This is a genomic window from Paenibacillus sp. yr247 (genome assembly GCF_900103825.1).
Taxonomy (GTDB): domain Bacteria; phylum Bacillota; class Bacilli; order Paenibacillales; family NBRC-103111; genus Paenibacillus_E.
This window is the reverse complement of sequence record NZ_FNIF01000021.1, coordinates 1-19,883: the sequence shown is the minus strand read 5'-3', so window position 1 is coordinate 19,883 and position 19,883 is coordinate 1. Positions and strand designations below refer to the sequence as shown.

Sequence of the window (19,883 nt, the reverse complement as noted above, 5' to 3'; positions counted from 1 at the left end):
GGAGCTGCCGCTCTCTGAGTCAGAGAATATAGTCGAAGCATTACAAGCCATTGGAGGCAACGTGAAATTGAGCGTTTATCCGGATGCGGATCATGACTCTTGGACGGAAACGTATGAGAATCCGAAATTGTACGAATGGTTGCTCCGACACTCTTTGTAGATGGCTATTAAGCAGTCCGGATTGGGGAGAAGTGCGTTGTAAAGAGCAGTCCACGACTGTGGACTGCTCTCTTTACATGGTCACCATCCCTGGCGCCAGGACGAACAAATCACCAGGCTTCAGTCGATAGACAACCCCCATTATTGAAAAAGCGATCAGGTGATTAATAATAACCACAGATCGCTTTTTTGATCATAAATTTTGATGATTAATTACGATGCTCCTAAGGGACAGCCTTTTATTCAATATGCCGATAAAGATACGTTGCTAAAATTTCACTATTATCCAATGTGTCCTACTTTCCTGCCCGTTAGCATGTTTATTGAGCTATAGTTCATCGTCTCATTTTTGCTTACACATAAATTATTGAGAAACCATTTTTTATTAGGTTAGTAAAAGCTGCCGCCTTACTTAACTCATTCAATTCTTCTTTAATCGGTAATTCCAATTGTTTCAATTCAAGTTTAGACGCAGCTAATTCAAGTAACTCTAAACGTAATAGCCAATCATTGGGATAAGAACGATTAAGTTCATTATTGATGTCACAAAGCTCTTGAATACATTCATCAGGGAAGGTGTTTTTCTCTCTTATTGTTGCAACTTTCTGATATAGAATTTCTAATTCGGTTAGAGTAGAAGGCGGCTCTTTCATAGATTCAGCTTGCTGAATGGTTGCACTAAAGTAGGAAGCAGGGTCAGCTGCACCAGGATATGCTGAAACAATTCGCGATCCAACTGCCATATCATAAGTGCCCCATTCCTTCTTAAATAGCTCATTTCCATCCAACGTTACCGTACAATCCTCGAATGAAATTAAGATTACGTTTTGATTATTTTTGATGATACTTATAATTCGTCCAGACACGCTTATACCGCTAACGAACAAGATATCAACGAAGTTCCCTTCAACCATACCCAAATTTTTAAGATCTTGATCACAGCACGCTTCTAATGCAATATTGCCTTGCAGCATACCAATTGGAGTACCAAATCCTTTGGCATGATAGTCTTTTCCATGTCCTTTCAATTGTTGGCTATTAACCGTAAGAGCTGTTTCACCTGTTGTGTTCACATAGATCGCTTCACCGTTCTTATCCTTTACAAGAGCATGGACGATACCCGTTACGCTGATGCCGGAATTGAATTCGAAGGTGGCAACATTTCTCGAGCGCAGCGCTTTCTCTAAACTTTCTGTTCCGCCAACTCGGAATGCCATTGTATTCGTTAAAGATTGGGCGCCTTCCATTAATTCTTCAAAGCTTTTACACACAAATAATTGAGATTGCATCTCTGTCACAGGTTTTGGGCTCTCAATACACGCTTCAACGGAGTACGGCAATTTCTCTACCGCATCTGTAAAGCAATGCTTGCTTTCTCCAACGGAAGACAATAAACCGGCGCCGTAAATTTTCGGATTATTCATGTCCCCTATTAGTCCATATTCAACCGTAGCCCAGAATAAACGGGATACTTTCTCTGCTTCCGACAATCCGATGATCGCATTTTGTTTTTCCTCAAGTAATTTTTGGGCAACCGCTTTTTCTTCAGCCGTTGATTTTGGATCCTCCATGACGATCGTTAATTGCCGAAGCGCCTCGAATACTTCTCGTCTTTCCTTCATGGAAAAAGCTTTTGCGCCAATCGAGCCGATTTCTTGCACATACGACCTATATTCCGGATCAAACAAAATTGGCGCATGCCCTGCCGCTTCATGTATAATGTCCGGGGCAGGCGTGTATTCAATGTTAGTTAATTTTCTGATTTCTGTTGCGATAGGTAAAATTCCGTTGGCCAGCAGTTCATAAAAAACTGAGCCTGGGATAAGTCCATTTACAATAACCGCGCCCCATCCAATTTTCGAAAGACACTCATTCATCGCTGACACACGAGGTATTTTCTCCGTTTCAATACCTGACTGTAATAGTCCGTCTACAAATGCAGAGTGAGCTTTATCATGTAAGACATGATGATTTTGACGCATGACATAACGCCAAACGGCATGATCAATGGGTGTGTACCTATCATAATGTTGCTCTGTTACAAATGGTTTTAAATGAGTCGGAATCATTTTCATTTCATCAACCCCTCTTCTAGACAGTGTCCAATTTCCTGCGGCTTCCTGGCTATTTTTGAACCCAGCTGTAAGGATAATTTTGATCCTCTAATTGTGCAGCTCTTTTCACCACACGTAAAGGACGGAAGGTATCAATCATAACCGCTAACTCTAAAGTCTCTTTTTTACCGATGCTCGCTTCAATTTTCCCAGGATGAGGTCCATGAGGAATCCCTGACGGATGCAAGGTAATCGAGCCTTCCTTAACGCCTTTGCGGCTCATAAAATTGCCTTCAACATAGTAGAGCACTTCATCACTATCCACATTGCTATGATAATACGGAGACGGAATGGATTCCGGATGGTAATCAAACAATCTCGGAACAAACGAGCAGACGACAAAGTTATTCCCTTCAAACGTTTGGTGAATCGGCGGCGGCATGTGAATTCGACCTGTAATCGGTTCAAAATCTTCAATGTTGAAAATATAAGGGTATAAATAGCCATCCCAACCTACTACATTAAATGGATGATTGTTGTAGATATGGGAGTGCAAATGCCCTCTGGTTTTGGTTCTAACCTCATGTTCGCCAGCATCGGTATGGATTTCCAATGTTTCAGGGAGCCGAATATCTCTCTCACAGAAAGGGCTATGCTCTAGGAGCTGCCCATGCTCGTTCCTGTAACGCTTTGGCGTGCTTATCCAACTATTTGTTTCTACGTTCAAAAATTTAGATTCACCCGGGTCCGGAACGATTCGATAAATCGTGCCCACAGGAATGACGATGTAATCTCCTGGACGGTAGCTTAGTGTGCCAAACATAGACTCAACTTTCCCCGTCCCCCTATGAACAAACAGCAATTCATCCCCTTCCCCGTTGCGATAATAATAATCCATGGTTTGCGTCGGATTGGAAACGGATATTAAAATATCTTCATTTCCAAGCATATAATGCCTGCCGTTTATCGCATCTCCCGTATCTACGTACTGTCCGGCCAGGAAGTGTCTGCATGTTAACGCTCCTTGCTCTTCGAACTCTAGCATGAAGGGAGCGTAGATATCGGACTTAACGATGTCCGTCGGAGCGGAATGATGATAAAGAATAGACTGTATGCCCGAAAAACCTTTCGTACCCATGACTTGCTCCCGGTACAAAGAACCGTCTTGTTTCCTGAACTGCGTATGTCTTTTCTTGGGAACTTCACCCATACGGTGATAAAAAGGCATGTTACCTTCCTCCTAAGAGTTTTCGTAAGAAAACTTGCTTCGTAAGCATCAGCTTAGAATGGCCGGCAGCACACGACCGATCACCTCTCCGAAGCCGACTCTGTAGCCATCTCCTTGACACCAACCGGTCATCGTTAAACAGTCGCCATCCTCCAACCAAACACGTTCATCGCCATTGATCAATTGCAGCGGCTCACTACCGCGCCAAGTCAATTCCAACATGCTGCCTCGCGATTCCTTCTCAGGGCCGCTAATCGTTCCGGAAGCCAACAAATCGCCGGGTCGTAAATTGCAGCCTCCTATCGTATGATGAGCGATCTGCTGTGCCATCGTCCAATACAAATAGCTGAAGTTGCTGGCTGAGATACGGTCCGGTCGCTTCATGGATTCGCTTTGCAAATAAACCTCTAACTGGATATTGAAAGAACCCGGAGTGCTTTGCCGCAAATAGGGAAGCGGTTCTGGATCCTGTTTCGGAGCAGGAACGCGGAATGGTTCCAATGCTTCAAGAGGCACGACCCATGGCGATATGGAGGTAGCGAAATTTTTAGCCAGGAATGGTCCTAACGGCTGGTATTCCCAAGATTGGATATCCCGCGCACTCCAATCGTTCACAAGTACAAGCCCAAAAATATAATCTTCGGCTTTTTCAATCGAGACCGGCAGCCCTTGTTCATTTCCTGTTCCTATCAGACAGCCCACTTCCAATTCGAAGTCCAGCTGACGGCTTGATCCGAAGATAGGCGCAGCCGAGTCCGGCGGCTTCATCTGTCCTTGCGGGCGACGAATATCCGATCCGCTTATAACTACGGAGCTGGCCCTCCCATGATAACCTACTGGCAGATGCAGCCAATTCGGCATAAGTGCATTCTCCTTGCCACGGAACATGCTGCCAACATTAGTTGCATGATCTTTTGAAGCGTAGAAGTCCGTATAATCGCCAATCTCTACAGGCAGCAGCAACTCTACATCGTTTTGAAGATACATGGCTGTGGCTCGTAGTTCTTCATTATCACGTAATGCCGGTTCTTCCACATCCAGCAGCCGCCCAATGGTTGAACGAAGCTCCTTCCAAACTGGACGGCTAAAAGACATTAACGCATTCAACGACGGTTGACTAAAAATGTTTCTACCAGACACTGCCGTCTTCTCAAAACAGCCGGCGGTGTCTAACACGGCCAGATCCAGCACATAATTCCCGATCGCAACGCCGATTCGCGGTTGTCCGCCTTTATGGGGACGGAATACTCCATATGGCAGGTTTTGTATAGGAAAATGCGAATCCGGCTCTACTTCAATAAAAGAACGGACCATGCGATTAACTCCTCTGCTCCAGTAATTGAAATTCTCGCATCTCGTCACGCGGTTCGTCGAAGCTGCAGCTCCCATAAGAGCTTAATCCCTCATTGCGATAGGCCTGGATTTCACAAGAAGTCATAGAGAGATGCCTCCAATGCAAGCCGTCACTTGAAAATTTGAAACTTTCCGGGTGCTCGTCTTCAATAATTTCCGCGATTTTCTGAATCTCCAACTTGTGCGAGTTAGCCAGTAATCCCGCAAAAAACACATTAAGAAATCCATGCATCTTCGTATTTACTTCATTGCGGTACATGCGAACAGGATGATGCAGCCCTGCTGTAAATTTAAGAGGGATATCTCTGTCTCTGCACCATGCCAGAACAAGGGCAACCTGATTAGCTGAAGGAAATGCTTCGGACGTAACGCCTCCGGTTCTTAGTTTTATACCAAGCCTTGATCCCCATGTTTCATTATATGCAGCAATTTCATTCAAAACAGCAACCATTCTGGTTTCCCAATTCGAGTTTAACGCATACGTCAATTCGCAAAATGTCTGTAACCCTAGCTTGGATGTCCCTCTTTCGATCGCATTCAGAAGATGAGCTTTTAAGGGAATCGGTGGCAGCGGCAATTCGAGCACATCAATCCGGGCTGCTGCTTGATATTGATCCTTAAACGCTTGAATCTTCTCGAAACTCCCTGTCAACAGCTCCATACATTCATCGGCTTCGTGGCTTCGATCTCCAATGACCGAAAGCATGAGCGGATGATCTTTCGAAAACAATGACAAATAAGGGACTAGCTCGTGCAACCGGGAGACAGGGATGATAAATTTGCCTAACATCCAACTATCTTGATCGAGACTATAAGCCTGATAATTCCGGATTGCTGCTTCAATCGGCAGCTTTGCCGGAGGAAAAAGTCCTGCATAATCAATTAGCTTCTCCATGAAATGCCGAACGCTCGGATACACTCTTCGCGCCTCCTTCCATCTGCAACTAAATATCAAGACTATAGATTCCCACGACGGGCCTGCTCTCTTTCAATCGATTCAAACAATGCTTTGAAATTACCTTCGCCAAAGCCTCTCGATCCTTTGCGTTGAATGATCTCAAAGAATAAAGTAGGACGGTCTACAACAGGCTTTGTAAAAATTTGCAATAAATAGCCTTCTTCATCACGATCAACCAGAATCTTATTTTCGTGAAGCTTTTGAATATCTTCATCGATCTTACCTACCCGACCGGCGAGCATTTCATAGTAAGCATCCGGAGTGTCAAGAAATTCTACGCCGTTAGAGCGAAGCTTTTGCACTGTATGCAAAATATCGTTTGTTAAGATCGCTACATGCTGAACGCCCGCGCCATTATAAAATTCAAGAAACTCTTCAATCTGTGATTTGCGCTTTCCGGTTGCCGGTTCGTTCAGAGGAAATTTAATTCGGCCCCCGTTATGCATGACTTTCGACATGAGCGCTGAGTATTCCGTACTGATATCTTTTTCATCAAAGTGGATCATCTGTGTAAATCCCATGACGTTCTCGTAATAGGAAACCCACTCTTCCATCTGTTCCACATTTCCAACAACATGATCGACGCCAATCAGGCCCGCTTCCTCATAAGGAATCACATGATCAACCTGATGATAACCAGGCATAAAAATCCCTTTGTAATTCTTTCTTTCAACAAGCGTATGAACCGTATCGCCGTAAGTTCCTATAATTGCTTTTATAACTATACCGTTTTCATCTGTTAAAACTTGCGGCTCCTGAATCGGTATAGCCCCTCTGGAGATAGCCTCCATGTAAGCCTTTTCAACGTCTTCTACACGAAGTGCAATGTCTTTTACTCCTTCGCCATGCTTTTTCACAAAATTGCTGATCGGATGATCATCTTTCAACGAACCGGACACGACAAACCGGGTTTTCTTTTGTTCCAGCACATAAGAAACTCTGTCCCGCTGTCCGGTTTCCAACCCTGCATAAGCAACAATCTTGAATCCAAAAGCTCTGCTCAAAAAGTAACTTGTTTGCTTGGCATTCCCTACATAAAATTCGACATAATCAAAGTCATGAATCGGGAAGAAGTCCTGCTGCTCATTGTTTTTGTTCAAAACTTCCTTTTTCATAATTTATTACAGCCTCCTTGGGAATAATATCCTTTTTCTTTACTTTGAGTATAGTGCGATTCAAAAAATCCTGCAAAAACATACGACAAAGTATACACGTATCGACGCACATCCGCTTTAACCTGTTAAAATGCCATTTTTCGTCCTTCTAAAGCATATGAATTTATCGTTCAAGATGACAAAGACAAACTTCTACGTTTTGGATCTTTAACAAATAAAAAAGCTGCCCCGAAAGTGAGCAATCTCACTTTTGACGCAACCTAAAACGAACTTACATATTTTAATTTCTCTTGTTTCTCCCCAGTGAGTACCTATTACGGCAGCAGCAAGCTGTCTTTTTCTTTAAGCGTAAGCATCTCGTTCGTCTTAATCATGCTGGGAGACAGTGTGTACAAGGTGTCCTTGATGTACAAAATCCGCTCTACGCTACGTTTGCTATCGAACCAGTTATTGCCGGCTTTGAGCCGCTCATCTTCGGTCATATGCGTGATTTTCCCTTTCAGCTTGAATCCGTTTTGCAGATCGAGATTGTACACGTAGGCACCTTGGAAGCTGAATTGGCCGTAAGCCGGCATTCCATTCAGGTCGGTCTTGTTGCCCTTTACTTCCATGACCCGCACCGGGAAGGCTAGCAAATTGTTCTCCCTGGAGAATAGCAGCGCCTTCTGATTGTGCAGCAAGTCGGACTCGGTGCCACGATCGCCGATCACTTCCTTGAACTTTTCCACCGGATGCGAAACGTCGGTGACGTCGAATAGGGACACCTTCATGCCGAGATAGAAAGCGGTTGTCCGGTCGGGGATACCCTGTCCGCCTTTGAGTGCAGTCTCGATCGTATCTTTGCCGAAGCCGATTAGATGGTTCTCATCATACGGGTGCAAGTAGTCGCTGTAGCCCGGAATTTTCAAAGCGCCCAATATTTTCGGAGCGGACGGGTTGCTCAAGTCCAGTGCGAACAGCGGATCGACATTCTTGAAAGTGACCATGTATGCGCGGTTACCCAAGAAGCGTGCCGAGTAAATGCGCTCTCCAGGGGCGATGTCTTCCAGCTTGCCGGTCTGCTGCATCGCCTCGTTGAGAATGTAGACGTTGTTCTTGGGTATATCTTTTTCACTGGTTGCCCACATATGGCCCTTGGTCGTGGCAATCCGGAAATGTCCGTTATGCTCATCCATCGAGAACTGATTCAGCACCGTTCCGGGCACTTCGCCCTGTGCGACAAATTTGGCAGCGCCCTGATCGAGCTTAAATTTATACACCGACGTGTTCGGCTCATATGTCGGATAAATGAGCATACGGTCGGCCGAAGCACTTCCGTCTTGAGCCGCCAACGGATCGATTTGGACAGGCGTGTATTTGGTAACAGCTACGAACAAGTTTTGGTCGGAAGCATACACATTATGTCCGGAGACTAGATAGGCAGAGACATTCATGCCTTGACCGATCTTGTTTAAATCAAGCCCGGCGACCAGCATATAGTTGCTTTGGGCGGAATTCGGGAAATAGCGAATGTCTTTGTAATCGATCGTTTGGAAGTCCTGAGACACCGCGGAATCTTTGTAACCCGGGACGTTCGGAGTTACGCCTTGTCCTTGTTGGCCTTGACCGGCCGTTCCCGATTCCAAAGCGTTCTGCTTCATAATATGGTACATGCCGACGTATTCATTCGCAATCAAGTACAACGAGGAGCCGATTTTACGCGATGAAACGTAAGATCCGTCTAGCTCCAGATCGCGTACTTGCTTCGGATTCGCTTTATCTGCGATGTCGTAAATATACGCCTTGACCGATTGCCGGGAGTAGCCGGGATAAATCATCCTTTTTTTCTCTAGGTCAGTGTTGGGTACGGCTGCAGTTGATGACGATACAGACGGAGTCAGCGGATTGTTGCTGCGTTGGAACGTATTGCCGATTACGATCAAATATTTATCATCGACATACAGTTCGTTTGGACTGAAATCTTTGTAATCCAGCATGCTGACTAACTTCATTTCTGTAGACGGATACGCCTTGGAAATGAGCACCTTCTGCTGCTCTCGGTTTACTTGGTAAATGTACGTTCCGTCGGTCTTGACGACATCGGATTCGTTTACTCCAGCCACTTGCGTGTTGGTAGTGGAGTAGTCTGCCGTGGCTTTCGCTTCGTTCTGCACTGTAGCACCGGTCGACGCGCTTGGTACCGCGCTTTTTACTGCTATTGCGGTGTCGGCTGTGACCGCTTGTGGATATATGCTGCCTTGTGTACCCTGCGCTTTTTCAAGCAGCGTACGAAGATTGTCAAGCGAGCCGACCAGCGGGAGCTCTTGCAGGTGGTTGATGTTCACATTGTTGGTTGCACTGTCCCATGTGACAAGCATGTCGAATGATTCGCTGATAAACCTGGCTGGTACCATCGTGTAGCTGCCGACGAGACGAGGGGCTGTCTCAAGGGTGATGAGCTGGCCGTTCTTCTGGGCGGACTCCGAACCAATCGCGAGCTGTAGATGTGTTGAGCCTTTCTTCATCTCAATCGTTTGATCACCTGAATGCCATTTGAGTTCGGCGCCAAGCGCCTCTGCGATGTTGCGGAGCGGAACAAGAGTGACGCCGTCGACGAGAATCGGGGGACGTTCTACTTTCATCGGCTCGCCAAAGAGGGAGATATTTACAGTCGGTTCATTCTCACTCGTTGCAGACGTGCCGGTTGTCGCTGTGAGCGGGAGAAAAGTGACCAGCAGTACGGCGATGAGCAAAGCGGGTAGTAACCATTTTTTCAACGCGCATTCCTCCTATAAAATTTTCCATTACATTTTTTTCTATATGCTTTAACGTGCAGACTGGATGAAATGTTGCATAGATGTAATGCAGGAGATGCACTTACTGCTGAAACTTCTTAAGGGATATGACTTTCAGCGAGGTTCATATATACCAATCCCTATTTCAAGCCAATTTGAAGGTTGATGTTTCCAGTAGTAACTAACCGTTCCTATAACTTTCCCTCCTTAATTATGTTTTTCTTTTCTTTTAGATACTCATCAAAAGAAAGAGCCTTATGTTCAAAATATGGTCAAGCCTTGGTAATACAATACTATGAAGCTATCGTTTAGAGTTAGTTTCGTGGTATAATTTTCAATAAATCTAATTTTAATATAGTGAGGCGGTAATCATAATGGAAACAGGTGATAAAGTAACAATAACGGTAGAAACCACAGTTCATGCACCAGTTGAAAAAGTGTGGGAATATTGGACAGAACCGCAGCATATAACGAAATGGTCTTTTGCTTCTGATGACTGGCATGCACCAAATGCTGAAAATGATTTAAGGGTTGGCGGAAAATTTCTTACAAGAATGGAAGCGAAGGATGGAAGCTTTGGATTTGATTTTGGTGGAGTTTATGATGAAGTGAGAATAAACGAATTTATTTCTTACACTCTTGGAGATGGAAGAAAAGTTACGGTCACTTTTATTAATCAAGTAAACGACACTAAGGTAATTGAAGATTTTGAATCAGAAGCAACCCATTCCATTGAGCAGCAAATAGCAGGCTGGCAGGCGTTTCTAGACAATTTTAAAAAATATAGTGAAATTTCTAAACAAGATTAGGATAAAATTAATCGGACATGCAGGTTGAATATTAATTATTGAAACCATTATTAAACCTTCCTTTCGGAAGGTTTTTTTGTGAATAAAATAAAATCGTAAACGGTGAACCATTTAGGCAAATTAAACACAGTATTGTGTTATTCTGCCCCGTTCTTCAATGAAGCAATAAGGAGCTTCCTGGAAGCAGCCGATCATCAAAATATTTCAAGAGCAGAGATATGAAATTTCCATCATAACACAATTCTAAAATCGTAGTACGTTAGTCGAAGCATTTCATGCCACTAGGGTATCGGGAATGGGAAAAAGTTCTTGTCAATTGGCGGTGACAACAACTTAATCCATAAAACAAAAAAACCGCGATTTACGCGGTGACCCGAAAAGAATCGGTTTCCTCCATGCTGGAGAAGACCCTGGCACAACTTCGCAACCAAATTCCGGAATCGATAGCCATCTTTTTCGCAGTTCATGTGCCACGTATTTCGGCTTCCTACCCTCTTAAAAGTCCCCCCGACTGCCTTCTCTTCATTGGTGTACTGTAGTTCACCCCGTTAGAATAATTCATCAAAAACCAATCATCTAGGGTTGAATTATTCGCTGCACCTTGACTACACGGCCCTTCCACAATGGATCAAGAACCTTGATATTCACGCCTTTACCGCTTGGGTTTGAATGAATCATGATTTCCTGCCCCTGATCGTCCTTGCCCATATAGAGCCCTACATGGTCTATACCCTCCCGACTGGAAACCACATCAAAGAAAATCAGGTCACCTTTGCGAGCGTTTTCAAAGGAAACTGTTATTCCTATTTGGCTTTGCGATTTTGAAGTCCGGGGTAAAGCAATACCGTGTTTACCAAAAATGTATTGCATAAAGGATGAACAATCAAAAAGTCCATCATTCTCGTACTCAGCGCCAAATTTATAAGGAACGCCGAGGTATTCTTTTCCAGTAGCAATGATCGCTTCCGCCTTTACTTCCCAAGCGGGGACAACTTTTACCGTTCGAAAGAGTGTATATTGTGGTTGGGTAGTTACAAAGCCAACAATGCCAGCTGCATCTTTTACCTTCGCCCAAGTTGTTCCGGTTACACGTTCTATGACTCTGAATTCTTCTCCTGGAGCAAAATAACGGATACGATCGAATTGCGTTTCCGGGCCTGAACGAAAATTGATCCCCGTTTCGTTTACGTTCACACCGATTTCATAGGTGTATCCGACCTCCACGTTCTCTACAATGGTTGTTAATTGGGATGTTTCTGCGTAAGCCGAGCTTGTACCGATCAACAGTGACAACACCATTATCCAAAAGATCAAAACTTTCTTCATGAGAACTCCTTCCATGTGCATGTATTTGGGCTTTTACCGTTGTACGGCTGTCCCATGATGAATCTTATGCACGAAATTGTTCATAGAGAAGCCTTTAGCCATATGGTAATTTTAGCCAGCTGTTGACGATTAAAGTTCAACCACCACGCATTCCTGCCCGTCTCTGATGTTTAACTATCTTTTTTCGTTAGCTAAGTGAGTTCAATTAGTAACAGTACCATATTATCTTTACTGAGAATGACTGCAAGTATATGGTTTTACTCAGCAGCAATTGCGTCTGCTTTCGTTTTATGAACCGTACCAAATGGATGCTCAGGCGGGGCATAAATAGAATAAAGTTTAAGTGGTTTATTGCCCGTGTTTATTAAATTATGCCATTTACCAGCAGGTACCATGATTGCATAATCATCATAAACTCTTTTTTCAAAATTTAAATTATCTTTAGTATCACCCATGCGAACTATACCTTGCCCCTCTTCAATACGCAAGAACTGATCAACTGTGGGGTGAACTTCTAATCCGATGTCTTCTCCAACATTGATACTCATCACAGTAACTTGTAAGTTTTTTCCTGTCCATATGGTAGTGCGAAATGTACTGTTTTGCTTTGTAGCCTCGTTAATATTCACAACAAATGGTGCTCTTCCAAAATCTTTTAACTCAATTCTGCTTTCCATGTTTGATGACTGCCGATGACCAAATAGGGTTGTATGCTCTATTTCTTGTGGAAACGCCCAGTACATAGGCTGTCTAACATAGTTATAAATTGGTATGTTAACGTAGTATGGATTTGGATACATATATCCAACATAGTCCATTTTGCTCATTCCCTTCCAGATATATAAAGCGTATATGTTCTTGTCGCCCGACATCCTGAATTAACGTATCCCATCCCTAGTTTTTAAGGGTTTATCTCACGATGCTGCTATGCCAATTATTAGGAGTCGCCCGCAGGGTTCTGCCTGTTGCTTCAATGAAATCAAAAAAGGAGCTGCATCAATTCAGCTCCAGCACCTATAGTTCTTCGTTAGTGAAATTCACTTGCAAAATCTTATTGAATGATCCTTGAAATCTACTTTTTTGTAAGCATGATTAATCCCGTGATTTTCTATTAATTCTTTAGAAACAGTCTTGTATCTCAGCCTTGTTTGAAACTCTTTATCGAAAGGAAAATTACTAACATTAATTTGCTCTTCATCAATCCATTTAGTAAATATTAGGTTTTTTCCTTTATTATTAAAGAACTCTGAGTGACTAATTCCTTCTCTATACCAAGAATGTTCTCCATTCTTTTCAACTCCTGGCTCATTCAAACAAACATACAGCGATAAGCGATCACAAAATTGTAATATTTTTAGATGTATTGATATTGTTTCTTCGTTTACATTTATTAAATCTAAAATGCTCTTCTGCCGTAAGTTTTCTCTCTCTATAAAGGCTAAACATTCAGGTTGTAACCAATTTTTAAAAAAGGATGAATAATGTAAACTACATAGTAAACATGCATACTTACTTATCTTTTCGATTTCATCTAGCCCTAATTTATAGAGCGCTAGTTTAGGTAAAAAGGGATAATCCATAAACGAGTAAGGAACATGTGTCTGATCATTCCAGATTGCTGTATCATCCAATGCAATCCAGCTACGATCATGCTCATAGGCAGCTATTATTACTTCTTCGATATTGCTATTCCTAAAGAATTCTTTCCGTAAATTCTTTGCTATATCACCAGAAATAGAAGCATGATCATGTTGCTGTATCATAACAAATTCATCTTTTCTTTCACGAATTATCAAAATAATCACTTCCTAGTTTTAGATCTACAATACTCATAACGTCGAACAGATGTCGATTTATCAAGAACGTACCACCGGCAGTGAGTTGTTGTTCCCCTCATCATATACCTCAATTCACCTGGCTCTCACTTATTGATCTTTTTATCCCAGATAATTCAATAATGCTTACTCGAGCACTTTGAAATACCACTATGGGTCTCCGCACAAGTCAGAAGTAGCAATTACACCGACCTTTTAAACTTTGTTCTTTAATCAGGCTGAATAGGTATCAACTGCCTTTTCCCTCGGGTCTGGGCCCAGTCCAACACGGGTTTCTCAATTAGGTAATAAGATATCAACGCAACGATATAAGATAGGCCGAAAATTGTCATTGAAAGGGTTGCCCATCGTTCAAGGTTGGCGATACCCATGTATTGATAATCCTTGGCCCAGTACATGGCCGTGATCGTGATGATCAAATGGTGCCAGAGATACAGGCCAAAAGATACCTTTGCGGTAAATCTGAAGAACACATTATCGAGCAACTTTCGCAAGAAGATCGAATGAGGCGCTGTTACCAATGGAATTGAAATAAGAATGGCAAAGTACGGAAAAAAGTAAGGCTGGTTCTGCCAGCTCACACTAAACTCCGGCGATTTGCGTAAAATCCAAAGCAAGAGGAACGAGAACAACAGACCGGCAACTCCCAAGAAATCAAAACCACCTGCACGCTCGAATTTGGTGATCTTGACCGACGGCAGTTGCAATCTTGTTGTGACCCCTGCAGCAAGAATCCCTACCGCGAAGTGTCCAAAGAAACCAATCGGGTTGTAGTTTGGCATCCAATACTTGGCCCCCCCGATCAACCCATATTGCCAACCCCGCTGGTCATTACCGGGAGTGAGTAAATAATGGGCCAACTGATTTAACGCGAAAATGAAGAGTAGCACTATGATCCAGTATCCCATTGATTTAGGAAAAGAACGTTTCTTGCCCATCACGAACAGGCCCGCCATGAAGAGAGGCATCAGGGCATAGCAAAAAACTTCAAACCCAATTGACCAAAGGGGACCGTTGACATCGGAAGGAAAGAACGTGACATAGTGAAAAGCGGATGTGAAGGTTAACCCGGCGGTGACACGCAGCCAGAAATGTTCACTAGGAATTTCAAGCAGAAGCACAAGAGTCATGCACACGAGAAAGACCAAGTAATAACCGGGTACTATCCGCGCCGCACGGCGGAATAAATAGTGTCTTATATCGGGGAGACCCTTCTGGCCTAAGTAGTTCCGCCAGAAAGGATAAGACAATAAAAATCCACTTAACACGAAAAACACGCTCACACCCGCATTGCCCGCAAGCATCAAAGACTGTATTTCTCGAACCCACCCGGGCTGCTGCTGCATCGCCAAGCGTTGAGCGATGTGGTGAAAGATCACGGCCAAGCATGCCAGTGCCCTCATACCGTCGGCCCCACTCAAATGAGAGTACAAATGATTCCCGTTATTGTTCATCGTCTATTTACTCTCCTTTAAAGAGACTTGGCAACACAAAATTACACGTGTATTCCCTTCTAATGTAAAGTCTAACCTATAGTGATTCATGGTGATATTAGAAAAGTCATATTGTTTGTTTAACAATCTCCCTGATTAAATTCGGTAGCCATTCGTTCAACTGTTGGAACGAATGGCTACTTTTACTTTTGTTGTATCCATATACCATGGCTGGGGGATATCGAATGGTGACATATGTACTTCTTCAGTCTCGTTGAGAATGTTCACTTGCCTGCCTGTTGCCTGCATTATAAGTGATATGATTTGTCCAGGGGATAGTTCCCCATGAGAACAGGCGTTTACCGGTCCTTCCAGATTGGAATTACCGAGCCAGGCGAGAAAAGAGGCCGCTCATCAGAGCTGATGAACGACATTCGCGCATTTAGGTTCGGTATTCCGAGGGGTATCCCTTGTTGTACATGCTCAACATGAAAATGAAGTCGCCGAGTATAATCATCGTGCCCTAAAACGATTGGAAAACGAACTGCTGCTACCGCAAATGGAGATTTTTTAAACATAACCGCTTCGACTATCCGTTTTCCTTCCGCGTAATCTCCCTTCGGCGGATAAGATTCTCGAAGAGGATAGATGTACGGGTCAAAATCGCTTTCTTTTTTGGGAGATTCTCCGAATGGATAGACACTAAGCGATGAAGTTACGATGTATTTACCTGTGCGTCCTTCAAACAATAGCACTGCATCCTCTGCCTCTTGTGGCGTGTAGCAAATGTTGTCATAAACGACATCAAACGTCGAGGAGCCTAGTACATCGCGTAGTGCAACTTGATCGGTACGATCTGCCTGTAGCCGCTTTACAGAGTTGCCAAACGAATCGGGAGTGTACCCCCTTGTGACGATTGTTATATCGACCTGTTCGCGGATCAATAGCATAGCAATTGATATTTAATCATAGTTCACTCTTACAATATACTCCCGTGTTCAAACGGTTTGATCAACCCGTATATTGTAGAAATTGTTGGTAAGTTTATTTCGGATTGTGCTGCCATTCGAAGTGCTCCTCCCTGTAGACTCTCGACTTCAAGGGGTAATCCTTTTATCAAGTCTTGATGCATAGAGGATGTAGATTCTTTCGGTAACTTATTCATCATTGCTAATATGTAATCAGCAAATCCCTTGGGTAAAGTTACTTCTTTGGACTCAGCCAAAGCGGACATCTCAGAAAGTGCATTGTGGAATACTCTTTTAGCAGCATCACAAGCAAGCAATTCCCCAATTGGAAGGCGGGAAGCAGTAGTAACCCCAGAAAACGAAGTTATAAACGCATACTTTTGCCAAATTTGCGCTAAAATATCTTCTCGATAAGTAACGCTCATGTTTGCTCCAGCACATGCTTCTCTCAATAATTTGCCAAGATTCTCTTGTCCCAGCTCCAAAGGACCAACGAATAAGTCATGTACCGGACCAGTCTGAACAATTTCACCGCTCTCATTCAGAGTTGCTATAATCTGGCACATTCCGCCCATCACTGCATCCACACCTAAAGCCTCTTTTAGCACGGCATAATGCTCGATCCCATTCAACAAAGGCAATACTTTGGCTCCTTTTGCGACCAAAGGGCGAATTGAGTCTATAGCGTTTGGTAACTGATAGTTTTTTACTGCAACTATCACAAGATCGCATGCTTTAATATCATCAGGATGAGTAGCTAACTGAAGATTCTGTAAATGTGTCTCCCCGAAATTGCTGTGAATTCTTAAGCCCGTTTTTTGAAGTTGTTCAGCCCGCTTTTCCCTTACCAAAAAGGTTACATCAATCGCTGCTTCCATCATCCTTGCACCAAAGTATCCACCAACTGCACCTGCACCAATCACAGTAATTTTCATTTTTGTCATCCTTTCCATTACTCTTTATTCTATAATTCGATCCTATGTTTTATTTCCCTTTGCCATTCAATGAGAGTATATTAAAAGAAATGGTTAGAGTCTTTATGACTTTGAGGCACTTAAGATAAAAAAAAGGGTTATGACACTAGAATACAGAATTTCAGTTTTAATGGGATTAACAATGGAGTTTTTGCTTAGCAACAAAGACCTGGAAATAATCGAGGCAGCAAATAATTTAGATTTTGATATTTTAGATGATGATAGCTGTGTACTCAAAAGAGCCGATTTTTCACTGCACTTAGTTCACCAAGATCTAGACACTCTTTCCTAGCTTGCTTTTCAATAGAATATAATGGTATTTTGAAATCATAACAAAAGACCGAATTTTGTGTACATGGTTTACATTGAAACATCGTCAAAAGCCTAATATAATACCAAAAACTCACGTCGGAATTATGTCATTTGAGCCCGAAAAATATAAAAACTTCATTCCATCGAGCTACCCTCAAATATCTACCTAGTTCTGTCTAATTAGTACTCAAAAAAACGAAGGATGATTAAACTTACTCGTACAGAGGCAGCTTGTTGGGCTTGAAAGTAAGGAAGGGAGTAACACTTATGCATCATTTGACACATATTATCATTGGAATCGTTATTGCAATTTTCATTTGGAAATTAATTAGGATTACTTTTAAATCTATACTTTTCTTCATCGTACTTGGACTGATCACTTTAGTTATTTTTCCGAAGGCATTGGTTCTCGTTGGAGGCTTAGGCTTCTTATTTATAGGTTTCCTTCTTACCTTACTTGTATTGGGTATCGGTGGACTATTATTTTTTGAAAATGATAATTAGATAAATTAAAGTCCTTTGAAGGAGCTGCTACGACAGCTCCTTCATTCCAGGGCCTTTTTGCGTTTTGACGAAGTTTCGTAGACAAACAAGTACACCAGTTTTGGATCGATGAAAACAATCTGATATACTTACGCTGATTGAAATATTCGAGTGGTTGTCCGAGGAAGCCAAGGACAAAGCGCATACATCCCCGAAAATACGGCCGGTTTGGGAAAACATGATAAAAGTTGCCGAGATGGTAAGCCTTTCGTCGCTACCTGAAGCGGACAAGCCGTTTCCGAATTTCAAAAGAGTCACCCTATAACCAGCAATGGCGCGTAAGCCTTCAAGATCACTTGGAGGTTTTTTTGAATGCAGACCCGTTAGCGGAATAAAGGCCGGGAGCTTTCGCTTACTTCTCGGTTTATCATACCCGGGCACCGCGGGTCCCTCATGGCGCCCTCAAGAGCGGGCTTAAACCTCCTGTTGCAAACGCGCGAGCTCGCCGCTGATGCCTTTAATAATTCCATCGAACCACGGCTTGCCTTGGGGGAGCCACTTCCTGGCTGCCTGCGCGAACCAAGCGATATGAAGGAAGTGGTATAATTGAACGATCCCTATAGAGACGTGCCGCGTTGGATCAATTCCCAATGAAATCAGTAGAGTAGCACTATCCAGCGATACAGGGCCCCGAATAGGACGCTGCCAGTCAAGGACTCGGTAACCCTTGGGTGTTACCAAGACATTTTCAGCTTTAAGATCAGCATGGACGTATCCTGTCGGCGAATCGAACGCGTTCATCAACGATGGGGTTTCACTCCATCGAATGAGGCAGTTTACTAGTTCGAGATCCACCTGGTGAAAACTACCCTCACTGATCAAAGCAAGTATATCATCGAGGGCAAGTTCGATATAAGCGGCCCAACGGTCTTCTGTACAGATGTCCACCATGGCCGGCAACTCTCCGCCTATCTCCGCGATCTGTTCCACTAGATTTGTGGCAATAGCAAGGATCTCTGTTTCCTCCAGGCGAATGTCGTTCAACCGCGGCGCGTCGACATCCTCCATTATCATCGCAGTAGTCCTGCCTTTTTCCTCGAGTACGCGCACAGGCACCAAGAGCTCCGATCGAGCCCGAGCGTAAAAGTTAACCTCAAGTGTCGGCGGGGCCTGCACCTTGTAGATGTAGCTGCTACCATTGGCGGTTCGAACGCGTTGGACGCACGATAGGGGCCACTCGTGAATCGTGGCTCGCTCCAACACAGAGCTGCCAAGGACTTCTGCTAGTTCGTCGTCGTCGTGCAGCAATAATTCGAATATATGATGTCGGTACATAAGTCAACTCACCTCTCTCGTATTGGGCTGGATGTTACTCTAGCTTTTGCTCATTTCGCTGTAATGTCTGTATAATTTAAATATTTATATGTCTTTTACCTGCCATCACATTAAATTATTGAGCATAACTTACTCAAGATAATCACTTTCCTCTTAAATACTCACGTTTCTTAGAGTTTGACAATACTTTGATGAAGTGTGGTTGCACCTGTGGACATCCACTCTGGCTCATGGTGGAAAAAGTTATTAAGCAAGTGAGAAGTACTATTCGTAAATCGAACTAGACGAGTCATAGGATGATACAGATATAATCTTTTAAATGCACTTGGCATTAGCAAATCTGTGTATGCCGAAATCTTTTACAGATGAGCTTAAAATAGCATTTCTCAGTGGATATAAGTTTGGGGTAAATCTCACTTCAATGTTTAGATTTATCAGTCTATCTACGAGGTTATTGAGGGGTTCAACCGAGGCCACTGAAGAACTCACTGTTTTTCAGGATCCCTAAATTCTCTACACAAAAAGACGACTCATTTCCATTTTTCAATGGGCTTGAGCCGTCTTTTTCTTATCTCTTACATCTTTATTTGTTGGATTTTAATCATTCAATTTCAATATTCGCTTCAAATTTACTGCAAATATTGCAATGGCTGCTTGTATCTCCATGCCGATTAGACCCGAGGATGCCGCTACATCCAACCCGTGCCTATGTTTTAATTCACTATTTTTCGCTTCTATCTTGTAACGTTGCTTCGACTTTTCTCTAA

General features: G+C 43.2%; 17 protein-coding genes and 2 pseudogenes. 2 read left to right on the top strand and 17 right to left on the bottom strand.

Annotated features, from left to right (window positions below; all coding sequences use genetic code 11):
- Positions 1–512: 512 nt before the first annotated feature.
- The 7 genes and pseudogenes from BLT91_RS23580 to BLT91_RS33090 all read right to left on the bottom strand — a co-directional run.
- A complete protein-coding gene (locus BLT91_RS23580) occupies positions 513–2,234 on the bottom strand; it encodes an aromatic amino acid hydroxylase (RefSeq protein WP_090825507.1) in 1,722 nt (573 codons plus the stop codon).
- Between the two features lie 49 nt (positions 2,235–2,283).
- Positions 2,284–3,441 carry a homogentisate 1,2-dioxygenase gene (locus BLT91_RS23575; RefSeq protein ID WP_090825505.1) on the bottom strand — a complete coding sequence of 386 codons (1,158 nt, stop codon included), beginning with the start codon at positions 3,439–3,441 and terminating at the stop codon, positions 2,284–2,286.
- A 48-nt stretch (positions 3,442–3,489) separates the two neighbouring features.
- Positions 3,490–4,755: a fumarylacetoacetase gene (fahA, locus tag BLT91_RS23570; RefSeq protein ID WP_090825503.1), complete on the bottom strand. Its 1,266-nt coding sequence runs from the start codon at positions 4,753–4,755 to the stop codon at positions 3,490–3,492.
- A 4-nt stretch (positions 4,756–4,759) separates the two neighbouring features.
- On the bottom strand, positions 4,760–5,713 hold the full coding sequence (locus BLT91_RS23565; protein WP_254777101.1) for a hypothetical protein: 954 nt from the start codon (positions 5,711–5,713) through the stop codon (positions 4,760–4,762).
- Between the two features lie 38 nt (positions 5,714–5,751).
- Positions 5,752–6,867, bottom strand: a complete 1,116-nt coding sequence (gene hppD / locus BLT91_RS23560) for a 4-hydroxyphenylpyruvate dioxygenase (RefSeq protein WP_090825501.1) — start codon at positions 6,865–6,867, stop codon at positions 5,752–5,754.
- A gap of 314 nt (positions 6,868–7,181) precedes the next feature.
- Positions 7,182–9,623 (bottom strand): beta-propeller domain-containing protein, encoded by a 2,442-nt coding sequence (locus tag BLT91_RS23555; protein WP_090825499.1) that lies wholly within the window; start codon positions 9,621–9,623, stop codon positions 7,182–7,184.
- A gap of 135 nt (positions 9,624–9,758) precedes the next feature.
- Positions 9,759–9,848: pseudogene (locus BLT91_RS33090) on the bottom strand (GNAT family N-acetyltransferase); the annotation flags it as partial.
- A 167-nt stretch (positions 9,849–10,015) separates the two neighbouring features.
- Here BLT91_RS33090 and BLT91_RS23545 point away from each other — a divergent pair.
- Positions 10,016–10,450, top strand: coding sequence for an SRPBCC family protein (locus BLT91_RS23545; RefSeq protein ID WP_090825497.1), 435 nt, complete (start codon positions 10,016–10,018; stop codon positions 10,448–10,450).
- A gap of 576 nt (positions 10,451–11,026) precedes the next feature.
- On the opposite strand, the gene BLT91_RS23540 is transcribed toward BLT91_RS23545, so the two are convergent.
- From BLT91_RS23540 to BLT91_RS23515, 6 genes are all read right to left on the bottom strand, one after another.
- A complete protein-coding gene (locus BLT91_RS23540; RefSeq protein WP_254777100.1) occupies positions 11,027–11,776 on the bottom strand; it encodes a C40 family peptidase in 750 nt (249 codons plus the stop codon).
- 257 nt (positions 11,777–12,033) lie between these two features.
- Positions 12,034–12,594, bottom strand: coding sequence for a cupin domain-containing protein (locus tag BLT91_RS23535; protein WP_090825620.1), 561 nt, complete (start codon positions 12,592–12,594; stop codon positions 12,034–12,036).
- 219 nt (positions 12,595–12,813) lie between these two features.
- Positions 12,814–13,572, bottom strand: coding sequence for a DUF3891 family protein (locus BLT91_RS23530; RefSeq protein WP_090825493.1), 759 nt, complete (start codon positions 13,570–13,572; stop codon positions 12,814–12,816).
- A gap of 248 nt (positions 13,573–13,820) precedes the next feature.
- On the bottom strand, positions 13,821–15,065 hold the full coding sequence (locus tag BLT91_RS23525; protein ID WP_090825491.1) for an acyltransferase family protein: 1,245 nt from the start codon (positions 15,063–15,065) through the stop codon (positions 13,821–13,823).
- Between the two features lie 338 nt (positions 15,066–15,403).
- Positions 15,404–15,994 (bottom strand): Rossmann-fold NAD(P)-binding domain-containing protein, encoded by a 591-nt coding sequence (locus tag BLT91_RS23520; protein ID WP_254777099.1) that lies wholly within the window; start codon positions 15,992–15,994, stop codon positions 15,404–15,406.
- A gap of 29 nt (positions 15,995–16,023) precedes the next feature.
- Positions 16,024–16,947, bottom strand: a complete 924-nt coding sequence (locus BLT91_RS23515) for a ketopantoate reductase family protein (RefSeq protein ID WP_090825489.1) — start codon at positions 16,945–16,947, stop codon at positions 16,024–16,026.
- A 618-nt stretch (positions 16,948–17,565) separates the two neighbouring features.
- Here BLT91_RS23515 and BLT91_RS23510 point away from each other — a divergent pair.
- Positions 17,566–17,802 carry a hypothetical protein gene (locus tag BLT91_RS23510; RefSeq protein WP_090825487.1) on the top strand — a complete coding sequence of 79 codons (237 nt, stop codon included), beginning with the start codon at positions 17,566–17,568 and terminating at the stop codon, positions 17,800–17,802.
- A 27-nt stretch (positions 17,803–17,829) separates the two neighbouring features.
- Here the strand turns inward: BLT91_RS23510 and BLT91_RS31880 are convergent, their stop codons facing one another.
- The 4 genes and pseudogenes from BLT91_RS31880 to BLT91_RS30905 form a co-directional block, all read right to left on the bottom strand.
- A complete protein-coding gene (locus BLT91_RS31880) occupies positions 17,830–18,222 on the bottom strand; it encodes a hypothetical protein (RefSeq protein WP_090825485.1) in 393 nt (130 codons plus the stop codon).
- 33 nt (positions 18,223–18,255) lie between these two features.
- Positions 18,256–19,116 (bottom strand): phosphotransferase, encoded by an 861-nt coding sequence (locus BLT91_RS23500; protein ID WP_090825483.1) that lies wholly within the window; start codon positions 19,114–19,116, stop codon positions 18,256–18,258.
- Between the two features lie 315 nt (positions 19,117–19,431).
- Positions 19,432–19,593: a DUF6886 family protein gene (locus BLT91_RS33985; RefSeq protein ID WP_368086849.1), complete on the bottom strand. Its 162-nt coding sequence runs from the start codon at positions 19,591–19,593 to the stop codon at positions 19,432–19,434.
- A gap of 120 nt (positions 19,594–19,713) precedes the next feature.
- Positions 19,714–19,883: pseudogene (locus BLT91_RS30905) on the bottom strand (IS5/IS1182 family transposase); the annotation flags it as partial.

Coding starts and splice junctions, on each gene's coding strand:
- hppD (WP_090825501.1), bottom strand. CDS start 6,867: ATGAAAAAGGAAGTTTTGAACAAAAACAATGAGCAGCAGGACTTCTTC.
- BLT91_RS23540 (WP_254777100.1), bottom strand. CDS start 11,776: ATGAAGAAAGTTTTGATCTTTTGGATAATGGTGTTGTCACTGTTGATC.
- BLT91_RS23575 (WP_090825505.1), bottom strand. CDS start 3,441: ATGCCTTTTTATCACCGTATGGGTGAAGTTCCCAAGAAAAGACATACG.
- BLT91_RS23520 (WP_254777099.1), bottom strand. CDS start 15,994: ATGCTATTGATCCGCGAACAGGTCGATATAACAATCGTCACAAGGGGG.
- BLT91_RS23545 (WP_090825497.1), top strand. CDS start 10,016: ATGGAAACAGGTGATAAAGTAACAATAACGGTAGAAACCACAGTTCAT.
- BLT91_RS23500 (WP_090825483.1), bottom strand. CDS start 19,116: ATGTACCGACATCATATATTCGAATTATTGCTGCACGACGACGACGAA.
- fahA (WP_090825503.1), bottom strand. CDS start 4,755: ATGGTCCGTTCTTTTATTGAAGTAGAGCCGGATTCGCATTTTCCTATA.
- BLT91_RS23525 (WP_090825491.1), bottom strand. CDS start 15,065: ATGAACAATAACGGGAATCATTTGTACTCTCATTTGAGTGGGGCCGAC.
- BLT91_RS23515 (WP_090825489.1), bottom strand. CDS start 16,947: ATGAAAATTACTGTGATTGGTGCAGGTGCAGTTGGTGGATACTTTGGT.
- BLT91_RS23510 (WP_090825487.1), top strand. CDS start 17,566: ATGCATCATTTGACACATATTATCATTGGAATCGTTATTGCAATTTTC.
- BLT91_RS23580 (WP_090825507.1), bottom strand. CDS start 2,234: ATGAAAATGATTCCGACTCATTTAAAACCATTTGTAACAGAGCAACAT.
- BLT91_RS23535 (WP_090825620.1), bottom strand. CDS start 12,594: ATGGACTATGTTGGATATATGTATCCAAATCCATACTACGTTAACATA.